This is a genomic window from Mycobacterium gallinarum, assembly GCF_010726765.1.
Lineage (GTDB): Bacteria > Actinomycetota > Actinomycetes > Mycobacteriales > Mycobacteriaceae > Mycobacterium > Mycobacterium gallinarum.
On record NZ_AP022601.1, the window covers coordinates 5489608 to 5509200 of the forward strand.

A 19593-nucleotide genomic window follows, 5' to 3' on the forward strand; every position below is an offset into this window, starting at 1 on the left:
ACGCGGTGTTCTTATGACGCTGAAGTGATGGTCGCGATACCCGGACCGTCGAGCTCGCGCGCAGCCACTCGTCTCCCGGAGACCGTCAGCAGGAGCGCCAGCGCGGATCCGGCCACCTCGGGACCGTCGCCGATGATGACATCCGCATCTGTCGCGACCAGCCGCACACCGGCGACGAGTTCTTTGGCGCCACCGAAAGCCGTTGAGGTACGGACCTGTTGGCGCAGCGACCGGACAACCGCGTCCTGCGCATAGGTGTGGGTGATGCCCAGCGGCCGACGGATGTCCTCGCCGTGCACGACCTCTTCGACGAGCCGGGTGTCCAGCGGCGCGATCGGGATCGACGTCCGCGTCGCCACCGCGCGCAACCGCTGCAATGTCTCCGCGGGTGTACCGCCGCGTGCGCGCTGGATGCCGCGGGTGTTCTGCCGGTCGAAGTCGAACCCCGCGCGAACCATGTCGACGGCGAAGCCGAGCCGGGTCGAGCGCGCGACGTCAACCAGATGGGCCGCCACGTCGTGCACCGTCCACCCGGCGCAGAGGGAGGGCTGCTCCCACGCGGTGTCGTCGAGGCGAGCGAGACCGTCGATCATGGCCGCACGTTCGGCATGCACCAGCGGCCAGACGTCATTGCGCATAGCCGGGTAGACCAGGGGCGCGGACGGAACTCATCGGCCACACTCGATGGATGACGACTTGGTTCCGGCTGCCGCTGATTGCGCGCGCCGCGGCCATCGGCGTCGGCTGGCTCGCTTACTTCGGCCTCATCCTGCGTCTCCTCCCGGCTGACAGCGTTCGGATGTCCGTGCCCGTCGGTGTGGCGTGCGTCTTGGGATCGGTCGTCACCGCGGTCGCGGATCACCGCATCCACAGCAAGTTCGGCACCGTCGAGTGCATCACGGAGTACCGCCGCGCGCTTCGGACCGGCAAGCTCCCCAAGGGCGCCGACGTCGACGAGTGGGCGCGCTGGCTGCACGGCAGCGAGATGGCCAACGGCGCGGCGGCGCTGTGCGTCCTGCCATTCGTGGTGCTCGGCTTGTTCACCGGCATGGGCAGCGAGTCGCCGTACCGCTGGCTTCCCGTCGCGCTGTTCGCCCTGACTTTGGGATGGGGCGTCGTCGTGGTGGTGCGTCGGGGCGCGGGGATCAAACAACTGAGCGCCGCCATCGAACGCCGCGGCGAGCCGACCACCCCACCGGCCCCAGCCGCCCCCAGGACGTTGATGACGGAGGGCGTGTTCGAGTCCTCGCCGGCCGGCCGACTGACCTCGGGCTTTCTCATGTGGTTCGCCGGGGCGTTTCTGGTGATGCTGATCGTTGACCTCGGCACCCTCGTCTTCGGCGGGCCGTGGATCATGCCCCTTCCGATCGCCGCCGGTGTCGCGGCGCTGGTCGGCCTGGCGTGGGCACTGCTCGGCGAGGATCGCGACCTGCGCCGCAATTTCGCGTCGTACGACCAGTACGTCGAATACCACCGGACGCTGAGGACCAGCGAGATGCCCGCCGCCATCGAGCCTGAATTGTGGCGCAGGCGGCTCACGAGTTCACGCAGGGAGAACTGGGTCAGGGCGGTACTCGCCGCCTTCCTCATCGTGCTCGGGATTGCGGCGATTGTGACCGGCAGAAATGGATATCACTGGGTGATCGCCTCGCTGTGCGAGCTCTTGGCGATCTGGTTGTTGATCAATTGGTGGGGTGCGCGCGAGCGGCTCAGGCGGTTGGCGCAGGCGGTCGATCGGCAAGCGATCCGCCAGACGTGGGGGTGAGTCGCGCTGTCGGCCCACGCGCCTAAACTCGTGGCGTGCTTATTGGTTCGCATGTTCACGGAGACGACCCCCTGGCCGACGCGGCGGCCGACGGTGCCGACGTGGTGCAGTTCTTCCTCGGCAATCCGCAGAGCTGGAAGAAGCCCAAACCCCGTGAGGACGCCGACGTGCTCAAGGCGGCCAGCATGCCGCTGTACGTCCACGCGCCGTACTTGATCAACGTGGCTTCGGCCAACAACCGGGTGCGCATCCCGTCGCGCAAGATCCTGCAGGACACCTGCGATGCCGCATCGGAGATCAATGCGACGGCGGTGATCGTGCACGGTGGCCACGCCGACGACAAAGACTACGAGGCCGGCTTCGAACGCTGGGTCAAGGCGCTGGACTACCTCGAGACCGATGTGCCGGTCTACCTGGAGAACACCGCGGGGGGTGAGCACGCGATGGCCCGGCACTTCGACGTCATCGGGCGGCTGTGGGACCGCATCGGCGATACCGGCATCGGGTTCTGTCTGGACACCTGCCACGCCTGGGCGGCGGGTGAAGAGCTGATCGACGCCGTCGCCCGCATCAAGGCGCTCACCGGCCGCATCGACCTGGTGCATTGCAACGACTCCCGTGACGCCGCAGGGTCGGGCGCCGACCGGCACGCCAATTTCGGCACCGGTCAGATCGACCCGCAGTTGCTTGTCGCGGTGGTCGGCGCCGCCGACGCCCCGGTCATCTGTGAGACTGCCGACGCGGGGCGCAAGGACGACATCGCGTTCCTGCGCGAACACCTGGGCTGACCAGCGCCGTAAGGCCCAACGGGAGTGGTCCGGGCGCCACGGTGGCATAACGAAAACGTGATTCAAATTTCGGGTGGACGGCCGGTTAACTAGGCTCTCGACGAAACAGGCGGTACCGATCGCCGACCGGCATGCGAGGGGCTGTTTGTGTCCGCCATTGACGAGTCGTCAATTGCGCCGCCGCGCGCCTTGGACACGATCGAGCCCACTCCGGGGCCGGATCGATCCCGATGGCTGCGGATCACGCGCTGGGTCGCCGTCGCGATCTGGGCGGCGGCCGTCATCTATCGCACCGCAACCGACGGCTTCGCGTTCAACCGCGAACTGGTGCTGCTTTACGTGTGCACGGGCCTGGCCGCCGCCAGCATCGGTCAGGGCCGCCGCATGCTCTACATCATCCGGGACTGGCTGCCGTTCGCCTTGGTGCTCATCGCCTACGACCTGAGCAGGGGAGCGGCCGACATGATCGGCCGGCCGACGCTATGGGAATGGCCCGCCGACGTCGACCGCTGGCTGTTCGCCGGGACGATGCCGACGGTGTGGCTGCAGGAGCAGCTGAAGCTCCCCGAGCCGCCCTGGTGGGAAGTGGTAATCAGCAGCGTCTACATGTCCTTCTTCATCCTTCCCTACGTGGTCGCCGCGGTGCTCTGGCTGCGGGATCGCGAGGAATGGAAGTCATTCGTCAAGCTGTTCGTCGGGCTCAATGTCGTTGGGCTGGCGATTTACGCGACGCTGCCGGCCGCACCGCCGTGGGCAGCCGCCCGCTGCACCGCGGCCGACGTCACCGGCGGCCCCGCCAACCCGCGGTGCATGTTCAGATCGGCGCGCGGTGTGCCCGACGGTGGTGTGCTCGGGGCAATGCAGTCCACGCAGGATGGCGCGAACAACTGGATCGAAAGGATCGTCGGCCGGGGTTGGGGCAACCTGAACCTGCATTCAGCGACGGCGCTGCTCGACCAAGGTCAGGCCAGCGTCAACCTCGTCGCGGCCATTCCGTCCCTGCACGCGGGCATGACCGCGGCGGTGGCGATGTTCCTGTGGAACCGGGTGCACCGCGGGTGGCGGCCGGTGCTGGTGATCTATCCGCTGATCATGGCGTTCACGCTGGTGTACACCGCCGAGCACTACGTGATCGACATCCTGCTGGGCTGGGTGCTGGCCGTGGTGATTATCCTTCTGCTCAACCGCCACGAGGCGCGGCGGGCGCGCCGACGGCCGGCTGAGGAGAATCTTTCGAGCCCGGTGCCCGATCCGTGATCTGATCCGTGCATGGCTGTCGAGTCGCGCGGCTTCCGGATCGACTACACCGTGGACGGCGACGGACCCCCTCTGCTGCTGATCGCCGGGACGTTGTGCGCGGCACGGCACTGGCGCGACTTCGGATACGCGGCGGCTCTCGCGCGGGAATGGCGTGTCATCAATGTCGATCCGCTCGGGCATGGGGCCAGCGACACCCCGCACGACGCGGACGCCTACGACGCCGCGGGGGTGACGGCCGACCTTGTCGCGGTTCTCGATGCCGAGGGGATCGACCGCGTCACCGCCTGGGGGTATTCGCGCGGCGGATGGCTGGCCTGCAACCTCGCCAGCCGCCACCCCGACCGGGTGAACCACGTTGTGGTCGCCGCCTACGCGATGCATGCCCACGAAGAGGAAGCCGACAGGCTGTTGCGCCCGCTGGCGAATTTCTTGCGGCGCGGCGATTGGTCGGCCTTGTGGCGCGCGCTCGGTGTCACCGATCTCGGCCTCCAGAAGATGTTCGAGGCAGGCAACGACCCGTACGCGGTGGCGGCCGCGATCGAGGGCTCTCTGCGTCCCACGCGGTACATCAACCCCGTGACGTTTGGCTGCCCTGCCACGTATTACGTGGGATCCGAGGACTGGATCGTGCCGCACGTGCGTGCTGACGCAGAGGCTCTTCATGCGAGCGTCGACGTGATCGCCGGTCAGGGGCACATCGGGTCGTTCTTCTCGTCCGCCGAGCAGGCGCTCAAGGTTGTCGCATCGCGCCTCAATCGCTGAACAGCAGATATTACGACTCTTGTTCGACTGTCGAAAAAGTGTAATATTGGCGGCATGTCAGACACGCACGTCGTCACCAATCAGGTTCCGCCGCTGGAGGACTACAACCCGGCCACCTCCCCGGTGCTCACCGAGGCGCTGATCCGCGAGGGGGGCGAGTGGGGCCTCGACGAGGTGACCGATCTCGGTGCGCTCTCGGGTTCGAAGCAGGCGCAGCGCGCCGGTGAGCTCGCGGACCGCAACCAGCCGATCCTGCGCACGCACGACCGGTTCGGCCACCGGATCGACGAGGTCGAGTACGACCCCGCCTACCACGAGCTGATGACGACGGCGATCGGCCACGGTCTGCATGCCGCGCCCTGGGCCGACGACCGCGCCGGTGCCCACGTCGTGCGCGCCGCCAAGACGTCGGTGTGGACGCCCGAACCCGGCCACATCTGCCCGATCTCGATGACGTACGCCGTCGTGCCCGCGCTGCGCAACAACGCCGAACTCGCCAAGCTCTACGAGCCGCTGCTGACCAGCCGCCATTACGACCCCGAGCTGAAGGTGCCGACGACGAAAGCCGGTATCACCGCAGGCATGTCGATGACCGAGAAGCAGGGCGGTTCCGATGTGCGCGCGGGCACTACGCAGGCAACCCGGAACGCCGACGGAAGCTACAGCCTGACGGGCCACAAGTGGTTCACCTCGGCGCCGATGTGCGACGTCTTCCTCGTTCTCGCGCAAGCGCCGAAGGGTCTGTCCTGCTTCTTCCTGCCGCGCATTCTGCCCGACGGCAGCCGCAACCGGATGTTGCTGCAGCGCCTCAAGGACAAGCTCGGCAACCACGCAAACGCCTCCAGTGAAGTCGAATACGACGGCGCCACCGCATGGCTCGTCGGCGAGGAAGGCCGCGGCGTGCCCACCATCATCGAGATGGTGAACCTCACCCGGCTGGACTGCACACTGGGCAGCGCGACGAGTATGCGCAGTGGCCTGGCCCGCGCAATACACCATGCCCAGCACCGAAAGGCGTTCGGCGAGTACCTGATCGACCAGCCGCTGATGCGCAACGTGCTGGCCGACCTTGCGGTCGAGGCCGAGGCGGCGACCATCCTTGCGATGCGCATGGCCGGTGCCACCGATGCCGCGGTGCGCGGTGACGAGCGGGAGACGCTGCTGCGCCGCATCGGCCTGGCGGCGGGCAAGTACTGGGTGTGCAAGCGGGCCACTCCGCACGCCGCCGAAGCGATGGAATGCCTTGGCGGCAACGGCTACGTCGAGGAGTCCGGGATGCCCAGGCTGTACCGCGAAGCCCCGCTGATGGGAATCTGGGAGGGGTCGGGCAACGTCAGCGCGCTGGACACGTTGCGCGCCATGGCAACCCGACCGGAGTGCGTCGAGGTGCTGTTCGACGAGCTGTCCCGCACGGCGGGCCAGGATCCACGCCTGGATGCCCACGTCGACCGGCTACGGCCCCAGCTGGGGGATCTCGAGACCATCCAGTACCGCGCCCGCAAGGTCGCCGAGGACATCAGCCTGGCGCTGCAGGGAGCGCTGCTGGTGCGCCACGGTCATCCCGCCGTCGCCGAGGCATTCCTGGCGACGCGGCTCGGCGGGCAGTGGGGCGGCGCCTTCGGGACCATGCCCACCGGACTGGATCTCGCGCCGATCCTCGAGCGTGCTTTGGTGAAGGGATGACACACGCGATTCGGCCGGTGGATTTCGACAACCTGAAGACGATGACCTATGAGGTCACCGATCGGGTTGCCCGCATCACGTTCAACCGGCCCGAGAAGGGCAACGCGATCGTTGCGGACACACCGCTGGAGCTGTCCGCCCTCGTCGAACGCGCTGACCTCGACCCCAACGTGCACGTGATCCTGGTTTCCGGTCGCGGCGAAGGGTTTTGCGCCGGTTTCGATCTGTCCGCATACGCCGAGGGTTCCTCGTCGGCGGGTGGCGGCAGTCCCTACAAAGACACCGTGCTGTCGGGTAAGACGCAGGCCGTCAATCATCTGCCCGATCAGCCGTGGGATCCGATGATCGACTACCAGATGATGAGCCGCTTCGTTCGCGGCTTCTCCAGCCTGCTGCACGCGGACAAGCCGACGGTCGCCAAGATCCACGGTTACTGCGTCGCGGGCGGCACCGACATCGCGCTGCACGCCGATCAGGTGATCGCAGCCGCGGATGCCAAGATCGGTTATCCGCCCACCCGGGTCTGGGGTGTCCCCGCCGCCGGCATGTGGGCCCACCGCCTCGGCGATCAGCGCGCCAAACGCCTTCTGCTGACCGGTGATTCCATCACCGGAGCCCAAGCCGCCGAATGGGGACTCGCGGTCGAGGCACCCGCACCGGAGGATCTCGACGAACGCACGGAGCGGCTGGTCGAACGTATCGCCGCAGTCCCGATCAACCAGCTGATCATGGTGAAGCTCGCGATGAACTCCGCGTTGCTCAACCAGGGCACCGCGAACAGCGCGATGGTGTCGACGATCTTCGACGGCATCGCGCGGCACACCCCGGAGGGGCATGCGTTCGTCGCTCAGTCCCGCGAACACGGTTTCCGGGAGGCGGTGCGCCAGCGCGACGAGCCGTTCGGCGACCATGGCCGGAAGGCGTCCGGGGTCTGACCATGCCACTGCCCTCGCGGATGACGGCTCGCTCGGTCGTGCTGAGCGTGCTCCTCGGGGCGCATCCGGCGTGGGCCACCGCGAGTGAACTCATCAGGCTCACCGCCGATTTCGATATCAAAGAGCCCACCGTGCGGGTGGCGCTGACCAGGATGGTGAGCGCCGGTGACCTGGTGCGATCCGAAGACGGTTACCGGCTGTCCGACCGGCTGCTGGTCAGGCAGCGTCGCCAAGACGACGCGATCAACCCAGCGCTGCGAACGTGGGACGGCACCTGGACGACCCTGGTGATCACCAGTGTCGGCACCGATGCCCGGACTCGGGCTGCGCTGCGAACCACCCTGCAGCACAACAGGTTCGGAGAGCTTCGCGAGGGAGTGTGGTTGCGACCCGACAACCTCGACACTGTCCTTCCGGACGAGGTCCGACAAAAGGGGAGGGAGCTGCGCTGCCGCGACGACCACCCCGTCGAACTCGCCACCCGGCTGTGGGATCTGCCCGGGTGGGCACGGGTTGGCCACGAGTTGCTTGACGAAATGGGCGCGGCCGCTGATGTTCCCGGCCGTTTCGTCGCCGCGGCGGCCATAGTCCGGCACTTGCTCACCGATCCGGTACTGCCGCCCGAGCTGCTGCCCGATGGGTGGCCGGGCGCGGCCTTGCGTGACGCGTACCACGAATTCGCCGCGGAACTGATTTCGCGGCGCGACAACGAACTGATGGAGGCGACATGAGCGGTCCGGCGGGCAGGAGCGGTGGGCCCACGCCCGAAGGGCAGGGGACGACCGGGGGATTAGGTGGCGTGCGGGTCGAGAAGAACGGTCCGGTGACGACGGTGATCATGAATCGGCCGGCGGCGCGCAACGCGGTCAACGGGCCTGCGGCCGCCGGACTGTATGCCGCATTCGACGAATTCGACAAGGACGACTCAGCCGCCGTCGCGGTGCTCTGGGGTGACAACGGAACATTTTGTGCCGGAGCCGATCTCAAGGCTTTCGGAACCCCGGACGCCAACCCCGTGCACCGCAGCGGCCCCGGGCCGATGGGGCCGAGTCGGATGGTGCTTTCAAAGCCCGTGATTGCCGCGGTCAGTGGCCACGCCGTCGCGGGTGGTCTGGAACTGGCGCTGTGGTGCGACATGCGAGTGGTCGAACAGGACGCCATCATGGGTGTCTTCTGCCGCCGCTGGGGTGTGCCACTGATCGACGGCGGCACCGTGCGACTGCCGCGGATTGTCGGTCACAGCCGGGCCATGGATCTCATACTCACCGGACGCGCGGTCGCCGCCGACGAGGCCTTCGCCATTGGCCTGGCGAACCGCGTCGTGCCGAAAGGCGAAGCGCGCCAACGGGCCGAGGAGCTCGCGGCCGAACTCGCCGCACTACCTCAGCAGTGCATGCGCGCGGATCGCCTGTCGATGCTCCATCAGTGGGGCGAGGCGGAAGCCGACGCGATGGACTTCGAGTTCGGCAGCATGTCGAAGGTGGCCGCCGAATCACTGGAGGGCGCCGCACGATTCGCGGCGGGAGCGGGCAGGCACGGCGCGAGCGCCTAGCGGGAGAGCGCTACCCCTTGCCGATCTTGTTGTTCGACCCGGTGTCGTTGATCTTCGGCTCGCCGTCCTTGTAGGTCACGGTGTTGTTCAGGCCGACGACGCTGATCTCTTTGTCGATGCGGTCGAAGGTGACCTTGTTGTCGGCGCCGCCGATGTTCACGTTGGCGCAAGTGCCCTTGACGGTCAATGTGTTGTTCGAACCACCGATGTTGAGCGACTTGCCATCTGCGCAGTCGATGTCGGCGGTGGTGCCGAACGACCCGTAGTTGATGGTGTTGCCGACCTCGACCTGTGCACCGGAACTGCCGGCGGTCGCCGACGGTGTCGTGGTGTCCGAGCTCTCCGAGCCGCAGCCCGCGAGCACCACGGCGGTCGCAACAACGGCGACGGCCAGGGCCGATGCGCGCCTCATCCGACCAACCTGTTCACGTTGTTCGTCATGCCCAATTCGCGGCCGCGATCCCAGATTTTCGGTGCGCCGTTCTTGTACAGAACGGTCTGATCCCAGCCGTAGACCGTCACGTCGTTGATGATGTTGTCAGCGACGATGAGGTTCCCGTTGCCCTGCACGGTCACCGCCCAGCAGGTGCCCAGCGCGGTGATCTCGTTGCCGCCGCCGTTCACCAGCAGGGTGCGGTTGTTGCAGTCGATCGTCTGTTTGTTGCCGCTACCAATGATGTGGGTGTCGCCCTGGACGTCGTCACCTACGACGACGTTGCCTGCGCACTGACGCAGGTATGGATTGCAGACGCCGGGCGGTTGAGCGTTCGCGCCGGGAACTCCGACAGTCATCGCTACGGGCAGGGCAATGAGACATGCCGGCACGGCCCGGACCACAAGACTCCAGATCATGTGGAGAGACTACGGGCTGGAGTCCAGGTCCAGGCAAGGTTCGTCCAAGTCGCCAACCGCGACGTCGCTGGGTAGCGTGTCATGTGCGATGCGTTGGCGTGTCAATCAGGTTGCTGTCACGGCGGTCACAGTGGCGGCGATCGTTGTGGGATGTTCTTCGACCGTCGGCGGTACCGCGCTACGGGCGTATCCCGCCGTACCCGATCCCACCCGTAGCTATGGCTATGCCGACGACCGCTGCGGACTGTTGCTCGACGGCACCGTTCAAGAAGCGCTGGCCGCGGATCATGTGGTTCGTCCCTACAGCGGTGCGGTGTGTCAGTACGTGCTGGCGCGCGGCGACATGACGATCGACGTGACGTTTTCCTGGTTCGAATCCGGCAGCCTCGAGCGTGAGCGGGAGCTGGCCACGGAACGGGGCGCGACGATCACCGATGCAGACATCGAACGGCACGAGGCCTTCCTGGCAACGCGCAACACCACCGGTGCGGCGTGCTCGGCCACGGCCGCGGCAGGCACCGGGGTGTTGAGCTGGTGGGTGCAGTTCCGCGGCGACACCCGTGGGTCCGATCCGTGCCCGGATGCCGAGAAGTTGCTCTCGGCGACCCTGCGATCGGATATGTGATGACTGCGAGGCAAGCGGTTCGGTGGGCGGTGGCGGCGATCGCGGTGGCGATGGCATTGTCCGGCTGCGGCCCGTCGGACTCGTCGGAGCGGAGTGCGGCGCCGTCGGCCCCGGCCGCGGGCGCCCCCGGCGCGGGCTTTCGCAGCGGCGACTGCAACGGCGTCACCGACGCCGACATCACAGCCGCCGTCGGGCAGGGCAAGTTCACCAAGTCCGTCGTCAGTGACGCCGGCTGCTTCTGGCAGGAGAATTCGGTCTTCGGCACCGTCGGCGCGGGCATGGGGATCTCGACGTGGTGGTACCGCGGCAGCGATATGGACACCGAGCGGTCGCTGGAACAAACGGCCGGACGCACGCTGACCGAACTGTCGCTGGACGGCAACAAGGGCTTCAAGGCCTACGACGGCAACGCCTGCAGCATCTACGTGGCCAAAGGTGGCGATGTCATCACTTGGTCGATCCAGACGTTGAACCCAGCGATGCTGCCCGATCTGTGTGCCGTCACCGAACAGCTCGCTCAGCTGAGTCAGGATCGGGTCAACTGACGTCAACGGGCTCCCACGGACAGGGAACTGACCAGGACAAACTAGAGGTGTTAGTTTTGCCCGGTCCGAAGCGCGAAAATTCACACCGGAGGAGGCGACGCACATGGCAGCCCAGCCGACGAGTACCTCCGGCCGGCGCCCGGCGAGGTTGAGTCGCGACTCCATCGTCAACGCCGCCCTGACGTTCCTGGACCGCGAGGGCTGGGACGCACTCACGATCAACGCGTTGGCGACCCAGCTCGGCACCAAGGGGCCGTCGCTCTACAACCACGTGCACAGCCTCGAAGACCTGCGCCGAACAGTGCGAATGCGGGTGGTGGGGGACATCATCGGGATGCTCAACACCGTCGGCCAGGGGCGCACCCGAGACGACGCGGTGACGGCGATGGCGTCGGCTTACCGCAGCTATGCCCACCATCATCCGGGGCGGTATTCGGCGTTCACGCGGATGCCGCTCGGCGGTGACGACCCGGAGTTCACCGAGGCGACCCGCGCCGCCGCCGCGCCGGTGATCTCGGTTCTGGGCTCCTACGGACTCGACGGTGAGAACGCGTTCTACGCCGCGCTGGAATTCTGGTCGGCAATGCACGGTTTCGTGCTCCTGGAGATGACGGGCGCGATGAACGGCATCGACGCGGACGCGGTGTACAGCGACATGGTCGTGCGCCTGGCGTCCGGAATGGAGCGGCGCTGACCGCATATGCGTGACCGCTAGCGCTGACCTGCGGTTAGGCGGCTCGGAGCAGGTTTGGACGGTACGCGCCGCCCTGGTATTGTGGACGATCGTGCCTGGCAGATAAGGCGCATTGCGGACCGGGCCTTCGGGAAAAGTCAGCAAGCATGCCTGCACGCCGGGCCAATTCGCGTGTCCACGAAGCCTAGAGGAAATCCTCGCGGCGGGCGCATGCGACACACCCGATCGCGGGGTACGTGAACGGGACATAACTGCAGTACAGGGACTTTGCAAGACTTAGAGCTCGACCCAGAGATACACAAGCAACACAGAAAGCCGGTAGATGCCAACCATTCAGCAGCTGGTCCGCAAGGGTCGCCGCGACAAGATCGCCAAGGTCAAGACCGCGGCCCTCAAGGGCAGCCCGCAGCGCCGCGGCGTGTGCACCCGCGTGTACACCACCACCCCGAAGAAGCCGAACTCGGCGCTTCGGAAGGTGGCGCGCGTCAAGCTGACGAGCGCGGTTGAGGTCACCGCCTACATCCCCGGTGAAGGCCACAACCTGCAGGAGCACTCGATGGTGCTCGTGCGTGGCGGTCGTGTGAAGGACCTGCCGGGTGTGCGCTACAAGATCATCCGCGGCTCGCTCGACACCCAGGGCGTGAAGAACCGCAAGCAAGCGCGCAGCCGCTACGGCGCCAAGAAGGAGAAGAGCTAATGCCGCGCAAGGGGCCTGCACCCAAGCGTCCGTTGGTCAACGATCCGGTCTACGGGTCGCAGCTGGTCACCCAGTTGGTCAACAAGGTTCTGCTGGACGGGAAGAAATCGCTGGCCGAACGCATTGTTTATGGTGCGCTCGAGCAGGCCCGCGACAAGACGGGCACCGATCCGGTGGTCACCCTGAAGCGCGCTCTCGACAACGTCAAGCCGGCCCTCGAGGTCCGCAGCCGACGCGTCGGTGGCGCCACCTACCAGGTTCCCGTCGAGGTCCGACCGGATCGTTCGGTCACGCTGGCTCTGCGCTGGCTGGTCAGCTTCTCCAAGGCCCGCCGCGAAAAGACCATGATCGAGCGCCTGGCGAACGAGATCCTCGATGCCAGCAATGGTCTGGGTGCCGCCGTCAAGCGACGTGAGGACACCCACAAGATGGCTGAGGCCAACCGCGCCTTCGCGCACTACCGCTGGTGACCCCGAGTACAAATCCCGGGACGCCCGCGGCAGCGCTGCGGCAGGCGTGAAAACAGCAACTAACAAGCGAGAGAGAAGACTTCTGTGGCACAGAAGGACGTGCTGACCGACCTGACCAAGGTCCGCAACATCGGCATCATGGCCCACATCGATGCCGGTAAGACGACGACGACCGAGCGCATCCTCTACTACACCGGTATCAGCTACAAGATCGGTGAGGTGCACGACGGCGCCGCCACCATGGACTGGATGGAGCAGGAGCAAGAGCGGGGTATCACCATCACCTCCGCCGCCACCACCTGCTTCTGGAACGACAACCAGATCAACATCATCGACACCCCCGGGCACGTCGACTTCACCGTCGAGGTGGAGCGCAGCCTGCGCGTTCTCGATGGTGCCGTTGCCGTGTTCGACGGCAAGGAAGGTGTCGAGCCGCAGTCCGAGCAGGTTTGGCGCCAGGCCGACAAGTACGACGTTCCCCGCATCTGTTTCGTCAACAAGATGGACAAGGTCGGCGCGGACTTCTACTTCTCGGTGCGCACGATGGAAGAGCGCCTGGGCGCCAACGTCATCCCGATCCAGCTGCCGGTCGGTTCCGAAGGTGACTTCGAGGGCATCGTCGACCTGGTCGAGATGAAGGCCAAGGTGTGGCGCGGCGAGACCAAGCTCGGTGAGACCTACGAAACCGTCGACATCCCAGCTGATTTGGCTGAGAAGGCCGACGAGTATCGCACCAAGCTGCTCGAAGCGGTCGCCGAGACCGACGAGGCCCTGCTCGAGAAGTACTTCGGCGGCGAGGAGCTGTCGATCGAGGAGATCAAGGGTGCGCTGCGCAAGCTCACCATCAACTCCGATGCCTATCTGGTGCTGTGCGGCAGCGCGTTCAAGAACAAGGGTGTGCAGCCCATGCTCGACGCGGTGATCGACTACCTGCCGTCGCCGTTGGACGTGCCGCCTGCCGAAGGCCACGTGCCCGGCAAGGAAGACGAGCTGATCAGCCGCAAGCCGTCGACCGACGAGCCGTTCTCGGCGCTGGCGTTCAAGGTCGCCACGCACCCGTTCTTCGGCAAGCTGACCTACGTCCGCGTGTACTCGGGCACTGTCGAGTCCGGCAGCCAGGTCATCAACGCCACCAAGGGCAAGAAGGAGCGGCTGGGCAAGCTGTTCCAGATGCACTCCAACAAGGAGAACCCGGTCGAACGGGCCTCCGCGGGGCACATCTACGCCGTCATCGGGCTCAAGGACACCACCACCGGTGACACGCTGTCGGATCCCAACCAGCAGGTCGTGCTGGAGTCGATGACGTTCCCCGATCCGGTGATCGAGGTGGCCATCGAGCCCAAGACCAAGAGCGACCAGGAGAAGCTCGGCACGGCGATCCAGAAGCTGGCCGAAGAGGATCCGACCTTCAAGGTGCACCTGGACCAGGAGACCGGCCAGACCGTCATTGGCGGTATGGGCGAGCTGCACCTGGACATCCTGGTGGACCGGATGAAGCGCGAGTTCAAGGTCGAGGCCAACGTCGGCAAGCCGCAGGTGGCGTACAAGGAGACCATCCGCCGCAAGGTCGAGAAGGTCGAGTTCACCCACAAGAAGCAGACGGGTGGCTCGGGCCAGTTCGCGAAGGTGCTCATCGACCTGGAGCCGTTCAGCGGCGAGGACGGGGCGACCTACGAGTTCGAGAACAAGGTCACCGGTGGCCGCATCCCCCGCGAGTACATTCCGTCGGTGGATGCCGGAGCGCAGGACGCCATGCAGTACGGCGTGCTGGCCGGCTACCCGCTGGTGAACGTGAAGGTCACCCTGCTCGACGGCGCCTACCACGAGGTCGACTCCTCGGAGATGGCGTTCAAGGTCGCAGGATCACAGGTGCTGAAAAAGGCTGCAGGCCAAGCACAACCGGTGATCCTGGAGCCGATCATGGCCGTCGAGGTCACCACACCCGAGGACTACATGGGTGAAGTGATCGGCGACCTGAACTCCCGCCGTGGCCAGATTCAGGCCATGGAGGAGCGGGCAGGTGCACGCGTCGTCAAGGCGCACGTGCCGCTGTCGGAGATGTTCGGTTACGTCGGAGACCTCCGGTCGAAGACTCAGGGCCGGGCGAACTACTCCATGGTTTTCGACTCGTACGCTGAAGTTCCGGCGAACGTGTCGAAGGAGATCATCGCGAAGGCGACGGGTCAGTAACTCGACCCGTTGGTTTCGCGGGACCACACAACTGCAAAGATCAACACTGCTTTAAACAAGCACCAACAAGTCCAGGAGGACACAGAAGTGGCGAAGGCGAAGTTCGAGCGGACGAAGCCGCACGTCAACATCGGGACCATCGGTCACGTTGACCACGGCAAAACCACGCTTACCGCAGCAATCACCAAGGTTCTGCACGACAAGTATCCCGAGTTGAACGAGTCGCGCGCATTCGACCAGATCGACAATGCGCCTGAAGAGCGTCAGCGCGGCATCACGATCAACATCTCCCACGTGGAGTACCAGACCGAGAAGCGTCACTACGCGCACGTCGACGCACCCGGCCACGCGGACTACATCAAGAACATGATCACCGGTGCCGCCCAGATGGACGGCGCGATTCTGGTGGTCGCAGCGACCGACGGCCCGATGCCGCAGACGCGTGAGCACGTGCTGCTCGCCCGTCAGGTCGGCGTGCCCTACATCCTGGTCGCGCTGAACAAGGCCGACATGGTCGACGACGAGGAGCTCATCGAGCTCGTCGAGATGGAGGTCCGCGAACTGCTGGCCGCCCAGGAGTTCGACGAGGATGCCCCGGTCATCAAGGTGTCGGCGCTCAAGGCACTCGAGGGCGACCCCGAGTGGGTCAAGTCCGTTGAGGACCTGATGGACGCCGTTGACGAGTCGATCCCGGACCCGGTCCGCGAGACCGACAAGCCGTTCCTGATGCCCGTTGAGGACGTCTTCACGATCACCGGTCGTGGCACCGTCGTCACCGGTCGCGTCGAGCGTGGCGTGATCAACGTGAACGAGGAAGTCGAGATCGTCGGCATCCGCCCGAACGTCACCAAGACCACCGTCACCGGTGTCGAGATGTTCCGCAAGCTGCTGGATCAGGGTATGGCGGGCGACAACGTCGGTCTGCTGGTCCGTGGCATCAAGCGCGAGGACGTCGAGCGTGGCCAGGTTGTGGTCAAGCCCGGCACGACCACCCCGCACACCGAGTTCGACGGCAGCGTCTACATCCTGTCGAAGGACGAGGGCGGCCGTCACACGCCGTTCTTCAACAACTACCGGCCGCAGTTCTACTTCCGGACCACGGACGTGACCGGCGTGGTGACCCTCCCCGAGGGCACCGAGATGGTGATGCCCGGTGACAACACCGACATCTCCGTCAAGCTGATCCAGCCCGTCGCCATGGACGAGGGCCTGCGATTCGCGATCCGTGAGGGTGGCCGCACCGTCGGCGCCGGCCGGGTCACCAAGATCCACAAGTAGTCCTTCGCGAGAAGACGCAAAACCCCCTAAATCCCAAGGATTTGGGGGGTTTTCGCGTCTGTTCGGCCGCGTCAGGTCATGGTGAGCACCATGCGGAACCGGGCATCGCCGCTCATCATCTTGTCGAAGGCAGCCTGAGCATCGGACAGCGGCATGGTCTCGATCATCGGTCGCACGCCGGTGATCGCCGAAAAGCGCAGCGTGTCTTCTGAATCCTGCGATGTCCCGGAGGCATGGCCCTGCACTGCCGCGGATTTGAAGATCAACGGCGCCAAGGGCGTCTCCATCGGTTCGGACGGTGCGCCGACGACGACCAGCTGACCGCGGGCCTTGAGGCCGCCGATCGTCGCCGCCATCGCGTCGGCCACGGTGACCGTGGCGAGGATGACCTGCGCGCCACCGAGTTTGTTCAGTTCCTCGGCGACATCGACGGCTTTGGAGTCGATGTAATGATGTGCGCCAAGCTCTTTGGCCAGCGGCTCCTTGTCGGTACCGCGCGCAATGGCAGCCACCTCGAAGCCCATCTTCGCCGCGAACTGGATACCGAGGTGCCCGAGACCGCCGACGCCGAGCACCGCGACTAGGTCGCCCGGTCGCGCCACCGATTCGCGCAGCGCGTTGAACGTGGTGATACCCGCGCACAGCAGCGGCGCGGCATCCACGTCGGCGAGGTCGTCGGGGACGCGAGCCAGGGCTTCGGCGGGCGCCACCATGTACTCGGCGTAACCGCCGTCGTAGGAGATGCCGGGGATCTCCGCGTTCTCGCATGAGATGAAGTCGCCGCGCCGACAGGCCTCGCAGGTGAAATCGCACCCGCCGAACCAGCCGACGCCGACGCGGTCTCCGACCGCCCAGGACGTGACGTCGTCCCCGACCGCATCGACGACGCCTGCGACCTCGTGCCCCGGCGCGCGCGGGAACGAATTGCCCATCATGCCGATCACGGTCAGCACGTCGGAGTGGCAGACGCCGCAGGCGTGGACCTTCACTCGGACTTGCCGCGGACCTGGTTCTGGGATCTCGACGTCGGTGATTTCGAACTTCGCATTCGCCGCGGGGATGCGGGCGATCTTCATCGTGGCCACGTCGCGGACATTACCTCGGGCGATGCGGTTGTACCTCTCGGATGGAAACCCTGTAACACCCGCGGCGGACGAGGCGATGTACTTCGCGTATGCCCTGGTCGGGGCTCAAGAAGGGTATGGATTTCATGTTCCGTCGCGTCGCCACACTCGCGTGTGCCGCCTTCGCCGGTGCCGCACTCGTCGGTCTGTCAGGGCTCTCCCTAGGTACCGCCTCAGCGCAGACCGCCTGCCCCGATGTGCACTGGATCGGCGCCGCAGGCTCAGGCGAGCGCACGCCCGCCGAGGTGGCGCAGAACGACGGGATGGGCCGCGTGGTCTACCAGTCCCTGCAGGAGTTGTCGGCCCAGGTGCAGCAGGACGGTCGCACCATGACCGCCGAAGCAGTCGAGTACCCCGCCGTCGAGGCACCGGGTGAAGACGGCGGTGCCGGTGAGTGGCTGGGTTTCATCGGAAGTGTGGATGCCGGAGCAGCGGCGCTGGGAAAGCAATACGAGGGGTTTGTCCAGCGCTGTCCGGCAACCAAGGTGGTGCTCGCCGGTTATTCGCAGGGTGCGATGGTCGTGCACCGCAATCTGCAGGCGCTCGAAGCCAGCCCGAATCTCGCCGCGGTGCTGCTGGTCGCCGACGGTGACCGCCTGCCCGAGGATCCGACCCTGAACCTGGGGACGGCCAGCGGCATTCCCGAGCGCGGTAAGGGGGCCGCACAGGATTGGCCGATCCTGGCGCATGCACCCGGCCCGATGTCGCCGGCCATCGGCGCGCGCACGATCAGTGTTTGTGATCTCGGCGATGCCGTCTGCGATTACAACCCCGACGACGAAGAGACCTCGGTGTCATACGCACGCGGTGTGGCGATTCACACCAGTTACGCCACGACGGCGGGCCTGGACTGGACGGCGCCGCTGTACTTCCTGCTCGGCGGTCCCGACGCTCAGGCCCCCGCGCCGCAGACGCCCGAGGCCCAGCCGATCGTCCCGCTCAGCGCGAGCGCACCGACGCCATAGGCGTGCGGGCGATCCACAGGGCCAGCGCACTGGCGATCAACAGCAGCGCCGCCAGCACCCCGAGGATGGTGTCGATCGCGCTCGCCGTCGACTGACCGCCGCGCTCGAGCATCTCCAGCGCCGTTCCCGACACGGCGACACCGACTCCGGCGAGTGTCACCAACGCCGTCAGCGTGACGCCCGCCGCCTCGCCGGCCCGTTCGGGACGTACGACGGCCTGGGTGGCGACGGTGGTGAACGCGTACAACAACCCCAATGTGAACCCGCACGCCGACAACGCGGGCAGATAGACAATCCATTCGCCCGACGCCGCCAGGGCAGCCAGCGAGATTGCGGCCGCTCCACTTGTCAGCCCCATCACGAGCAATGGCGACCGGTCGGCGGCGAGGCGTCCCGACAGGACGCCGCCCAGCGCGGCGCCGGCCGAAGGGCCGAGGAAGACGAGACCCGCCATCAGGGGGTCCAGAGCCCGTACCTGCTGCAGGTTCAGCGTCGACAGGAAGATCGCCACCGCGTAGGCGATGTTCGCGGTGGCGCCGGCGATCACGAGCACCGCGAAGCGGGCGTCGCGCACCAGCGACAGATTGACCAACGGCCATGGCGCCCGGTTCTCGACGACGACGAAAAGCGAGAGCGCGGCCAGCGACCCCGCGAATGCGACGACGGTGGGCACCGAGACCCACCCCCAGTGTGGTGCTCGGTCAAATGTCAACGTGAACAAGCCGATTCCGACGGTGATCAGCGCCAGCCCGGTGATGTCGAGACGACGCGGGGCGTTTTCATCAGAGGACTCACCGATGCTCCACGCGCCGAGCGCGAGTGAGACCACCGTCAGCGGAACGTTGAGCCAGAAGATCCACCGCCAGCCAACGGTGTCGGTCAGCAGGCCGCCGATCAGCGGGCCCGCGGCGTTGCCCAAACCCGCTATGCCGTAAGCCAACCCGATGGCATGGCTGGCCTTGACCGCGGGAAAGGCGTTGGTAAGCACGCTCACCGAAACCGGGAAGATCAGTGCGGCACCGAGTCCCTGTAGTGCGCGGAAGGCCACGATCAGCGGCACGGACGGGGCGACCGCGCACAGGGCCGACGCCAGACCGAACAAGGCGATGCCGGCCATCAAGGCCTTGCGGCGCCCGAAGATATCGCCGATCCGTCCCGCCGGAACCATGAAGGCGCCCAACGTGAGCATGTAGACGCTGATCACCCATTGCAGGTCCGACGGTGTGCTGTTGAGGTCGGACGCCATCCGCGGCAGCGCGAGATTGGCCGCGAAGTAGTCGATTTGCACGCAGAACAGTGCCATCGAGACGGCCGCCAGGACCCACCGGGCTTTCACCGGTTCCGCCGACTCCGACCCCGAGACCACCGCCCGACGATACGACTCGCATCCGCAGAATTCGAGCTAATC

General features: G+C 66.2%; 21 protein-coding genes. 16 read left to right on the top strand and 5 right to left on the bottom strand.

Going from position 1 to position 19593, the window contains the following annotated elements:
- Positions 1–11: 11 nt before the first annotated feature.
- Positions 12–638: a maleylpyruvate isomerase family mycothiol-dependent enzyme gene (locus G6N42_RS27105; protein ID WP_163735319.1), complete on the bottom strand. Its 627-nt coding sequence runs from the start codon at positions 636–638 to the stop codon at positions 12–14.
- A gap of 50 nt (positions 639–688) precedes the next feature.
- On the opposite strand from G6N42_RS27105, the gene G6N42_RS27110 reads away from it, so the two are divergent.
- The 8 genes from G6N42_RS27110 to G6N42_RS27145 all read left to right on the top strand — a co-directional run bounded on the left by G6N42_RS27110 (position 689) and on the right by G6N42_RS27145 (position 8745).
- On the top strand, positions 689–1765 hold the full coding sequence (locus tag G6N42_RS27110) for a hypothetical protein (protein ID WP_163735322.1): 1077 nt from the start codon (positions 689–691) through the stop codon (positions 1763–1765).
- Between the two features lie 35 nt (positions 1766–1800).
- Complete coding sequence (locus G6N42_RS27115) at positions 1801–2553, top strand: deoxyribonuclease IV (RefSeq protein ID WP_163735326.1); 753 nt, start codon at positions 1801–1803, stop codon at positions 2551–2553.
- Positions 2554–2700: 147 nt separating this feature from the next.
- A complete protein-coding gene (locus tag G6N42_RS27120) occupies positions 2701–3810 on the top strand; it encodes a phosphatase PAP2 family protein (protein ID WP_163735329.1) in 1110 nt (369 codons plus the stop codon).
- Between the two features lie 12 nt (positions 3811–3822).
- Positions 3823–4575, top strand: a complete 753-nt coding sequence (locus G6N42_RS27125; protein WP_163735332.1) for an alpha/beta fold hydrolase — start codon at positions 3823–3825, stop codon at positions 4573–4575.
- Between the two features lie 54 nt (positions 4576–4629).
- Positions 4630–6258, top strand: a complete 1629-nt coding sequence (locus tag G6N42_RS27130; RefSeq protein ID WP_163735336.1) for an acyl-CoA dehydrogenase family protein — start codon at positions 4630–4632, stop codon at positions 6256–6258.
- Entirely contained in the window at positions 6255–7193 is a 939-nt protein-coding gene (locus tag G6N42_RS27135) for a crotonase/enoyl-CoA hydratase family protein (RefSeq protein ID WP_163735339.1), read from the top strand. The genes G6N42_RS27130 and G6N42_RS27135 overlap by 4 nt, the downstream gene beginning before the upstream one ends.
- Before the next feature lie 2 nt (positions 7194–7195).
- Positions 7196–7924 (top strand): PaaX family transcriptional regulator C-terminal domain-containing protein, encoded by a 729-nt coding sequence (locus G6N42_RS27140; protein WP_163735342.1) that lies wholly within the window; start codon positions 7196–7198, stop codon positions 7922–7924.
- Positions 7921–8745 (top strand): crotonase/enoyl-CoA hydratase family protein, encoded by an 825-nt coding sequence (locus G6N42_RS27145; protein WP_434059602.1) that lies wholly within the window; start codon positions 7921–7923, stop codon positions 8743–8745. Before G6N42_RS27140 ends, G6N42_RS27145 begins: the two co-directional genes overlap by 4 nt.
- Before the next feature lie 10 nt (positions 8746–8755).
- Here G6N42_RS27145 and G6N42_RS27150 read toward each other — a convergent pair whose 3' ends face one another.
- Positions 8756–9157 (bottom strand): DUF3060 domain-containing protein, encoded by a 402-nt coding sequence (locus tag G6N42_RS27150; protein ID WP_163735345.1) that lies wholly within the window; start codon positions 9155–9157, stop codon positions 8756–8758.
- A complete protein-coding gene (locus tag G6N42_RS27155; protein WP_163735348.1) occupies positions 9154–9597 on the bottom strand; it encodes a DUF3060 domain-containing protein in 444 nt (147 codons plus the stop codon). Before G6N42_RS27155 ends, G6N42_RS27150 begins: the two co-directional genes overlap by 4 nt.
- A gap of 88 nt (positions 9598–9685) precedes the next feature.
- On the opposite strand from G6N42_RS27155, the gene G6N42_RS27160 reads away from it, so the two are divergent.
- The 7 genes from G6N42_RS27160 (at position 9686) to tuf (ending at position 16096) form a co-directional block, all read left to right on the top strand.
- Positions 9686–10222 carry a DUF3558 domain-containing protein gene (locus tag G6N42_RS27160; protein WP_163735355.1) on the top strand — a complete coding sequence of 179 codons (537 nt, stop codon included), beginning with the start codon at positions 9686–9688 and terminating at the stop codon, positions 10220–10222.
- Positions 10222–10767: a DUF3558 domain-containing protein gene (locus tag G6N42_RS27165; protein ID WP_163735360.1), complete on the top strand. Its 546-nt coding sequence runs from the start codon at positions 10222–10224 to the stop codon at positions 10765–10767. Before G6N42_RS27160 ends, G6N42_RS27165 begins: the two co-directional genes overlap by 1 nt.
- Positions 10768–10870: 103 nt before the next feature.
- On the top strand, positions 10871–11461 hold the full coding sequence (locus G6N42_RS27170) for a TetR/AcrR family transcriptional regulator (protein ID WP_163735362.1): 591 nt from the start codon (positions 10871–10873) through the stop codon (positions 11459–11461).
- A gap of 322 nt (positions 11462–11783) precedes the next feature.
- Complete coding sequence (gene rpsL / locus G6N42_RS27175) at positions 11784–12158, top strand: 30S ribosomal protein S12 (protein ID WP_014209181.1); 375 nt, start codon at positions 11784–11786, stop codon at positions 12156–12158.
- On the top strand, positions 12158–12628 hold the full coding sequence (rpsG, locus tag G6N42_RS27180) for a 30S ribosomal protein S7 (protein WP_014209180.1): 471 nt from the start codon (positions 12158–12160) through the stop codon (positions 12626–12628). Before rpsL ends, rpsG begins: the two co-directional genes overlap by 1 nt.
- 84 nt (positions 12629–12712) lie before the next feature.
- Complete coding sequence (fusA, locus tag G6N42_RS27185; protein ID WP_163735365.1) at positions 12713–14818, top strand: elongation factor G; 2106 nt, start codon at positions 12713–12715, stop codon at positions 14816–14818.
- Between the two features lie 87 nt (positions 14819–14905).
- Entirely contained in the window at positions 14906–16096 is a 1191-nt protein-coding gene (gene tuf, locus G6N42_RS27190) for an elongation factor Tu (RefSeq protein ID WP_163735367.1), read from the top strand.
- A gap of 71 nt (positions 16097–16167) precedes the next feature.
- Here tuf and G6N42_RS27195 read toward each other — a convergent pair whose 3' ends face one another.
- A complete protein-coding gene (locus G6N42_RS27195; RefSeq protein ID WP_163738395.1) occupies positions 16168–17172 on the bottom strand; it encodes an alcohol dehydrogenase in 1005 nt (334 codons plus the stop codon).
- Positions 17173–17306: 134 nt separating this feature from the next.
- Between G6N42_RS27195 and G6N42_RS27200 the strand changes: the two genes are divergently transcribed.
- Positions 17307–18185, top strand: coding sequence for a cutinase family protein (locus tag G6N42_RS27200; RefSeq protein WP_163738401.1), 879 nt, complete (start codon positions 17307–17309; stop codon positions 18183–18185).
- On the opposite strand, the gene G6N42_RS27205 is transcribed toward G6N42_RS27200, so the two are convergent.
- A complete protein-coding gene (locus G6N42_RS27205; protein WP_232076371.1) occupies positions 18160–19551 on the bottom strand; it encodes an MFS transporter in 1392 nt (463 codons plus the stop codon). The genes G6N42_RS27200 and G6N42_RS27205 overlap by 26 nt on opposite strands.
- Positions 19552–19593 lie beyond the last annotated feature (42 nt).

What these genes read in the sequence shown, in the direction of transcription:
- G6N42_RS27105 (WP_163735319.1), bottom strand. Translation starts at nt 638, where the DNA reads ATGCGCAATGACGTCTGGCCGCTGGTGCATGCCGAACGTGCGGCCATG.
- G6N42_RS27110 (WP_163735322.1), top strand. Translation starts at nt 689, where the DNA reads ATGACGACTTGGTTCCGGCTGCCGCTGATTGCGCGCGCCGCGGCCATC.
- G6N42_RS27125 (WP_163735332.1), top strand. Translation starts at nt 3,823, where the DNA reads ATGGCTGTCGAGTCGCGCGGCTTCCGGATCGACTACACCGTGGACGGC.
- G6N42_RS27130 (WP_163735336.1), top strand. Translation starts at nt 4,630, where the DNA reads ATGTCAGACACGCACGTCGTCACCAATCAGGTTCCGCCGCTGGAGGAC.
- G6N42_RS27135 (WP_163735339.1), top strand. Translation starts at nt 6,255, where the DNA reads ATGACACACGCGATTCGGCCGGTGGATTTCGACAACCTGAAGACGATG.
- G6N42_RS27140 (WP_163735342.1), top strand. Translation starts at nt 7,196, where the DNA reads ATGCCACTGCCCTCGCGGATGACGGCTCGCTCGGTCGTGCTGAGCGTG.
- G6N42_RS27145 (WP_434059602.1), top strand. Translation starts at nt 7,921, where the DNA reads ATGAGCGGTCCGGCGGGCAGGAGCGGTGGGCCCACGCCCGAAGGGCAG.
- G6N42_RS27150 (WP_163735345.1), bottom strand. Translation starts at nt 9,157, where the DNA reads ATGAGGCGCGCATCGGCCCTGGCCGTCGCCGTTGTTGCGACCGCCGTG.
- G6N42_RS27155 (WP_163735348.1), bottom strand. Translation starts at nt 9,597, where the DNA reads ATGATCTGGAGTCTTGTGGTCCGGGCCGTGCCGGCATGTCTCATTGCC.
- G6N42_RS27160 (WP_163735355.1), top strand. Translation starts at nt 9,686, where the DNA reads ATGCGTTGGCGTGTCAATCAGGTTGCTGTCACGGCGGTCACAGTGGCG.
- G6N42_RS27165 (WP_163735360.1), top strand. Translation starts at nt 10,222, where the DNA reads ATGACTGCGAGGCAAGCGGTTCGGTGGGCGGTGGCGGCGATCGCGGTG.
- G6N42_RS27170 (WP_163735362.1), top strand. Translation starts at nt 10,871, where the DNA reads ATGGCAGCCCAGCCGACGAGTACCTCCGGCCGGCGCCCGGCGAGGTTG.
- rpsL (WP_014209181.1), top strand. Translation starts at nt 11,784, where the DNA reads ATGCCAACCATTCAGCAGCTGGTCCGCAAGGGTCGCCGCGACAAGATC.
- rpsG (WP_014209180.1), top strand. Translation starts at nt 12,158, where the DNA reads ATGCCGCGCAAGGGGCCTGCACCCAAGCGTCCGTTGGTCAACGATCCG.
- G6N42_RS27195 (WP_163738395.1), bottom strand. Translation starts at nt 17,172, where the DNA reads ATGAAGATCGCCCGCATCCCCGCGGCGAATGCGAAGTTCGAAATCACC.
- G6N42_RS27200 (WP_163738401.1), top strand. Translation starts at nt 17,307, where the DNA reads ATGTTCCGTCGCGTCGCCACACTCGCGTGTGCCGCCTTCGCCGGTGCC.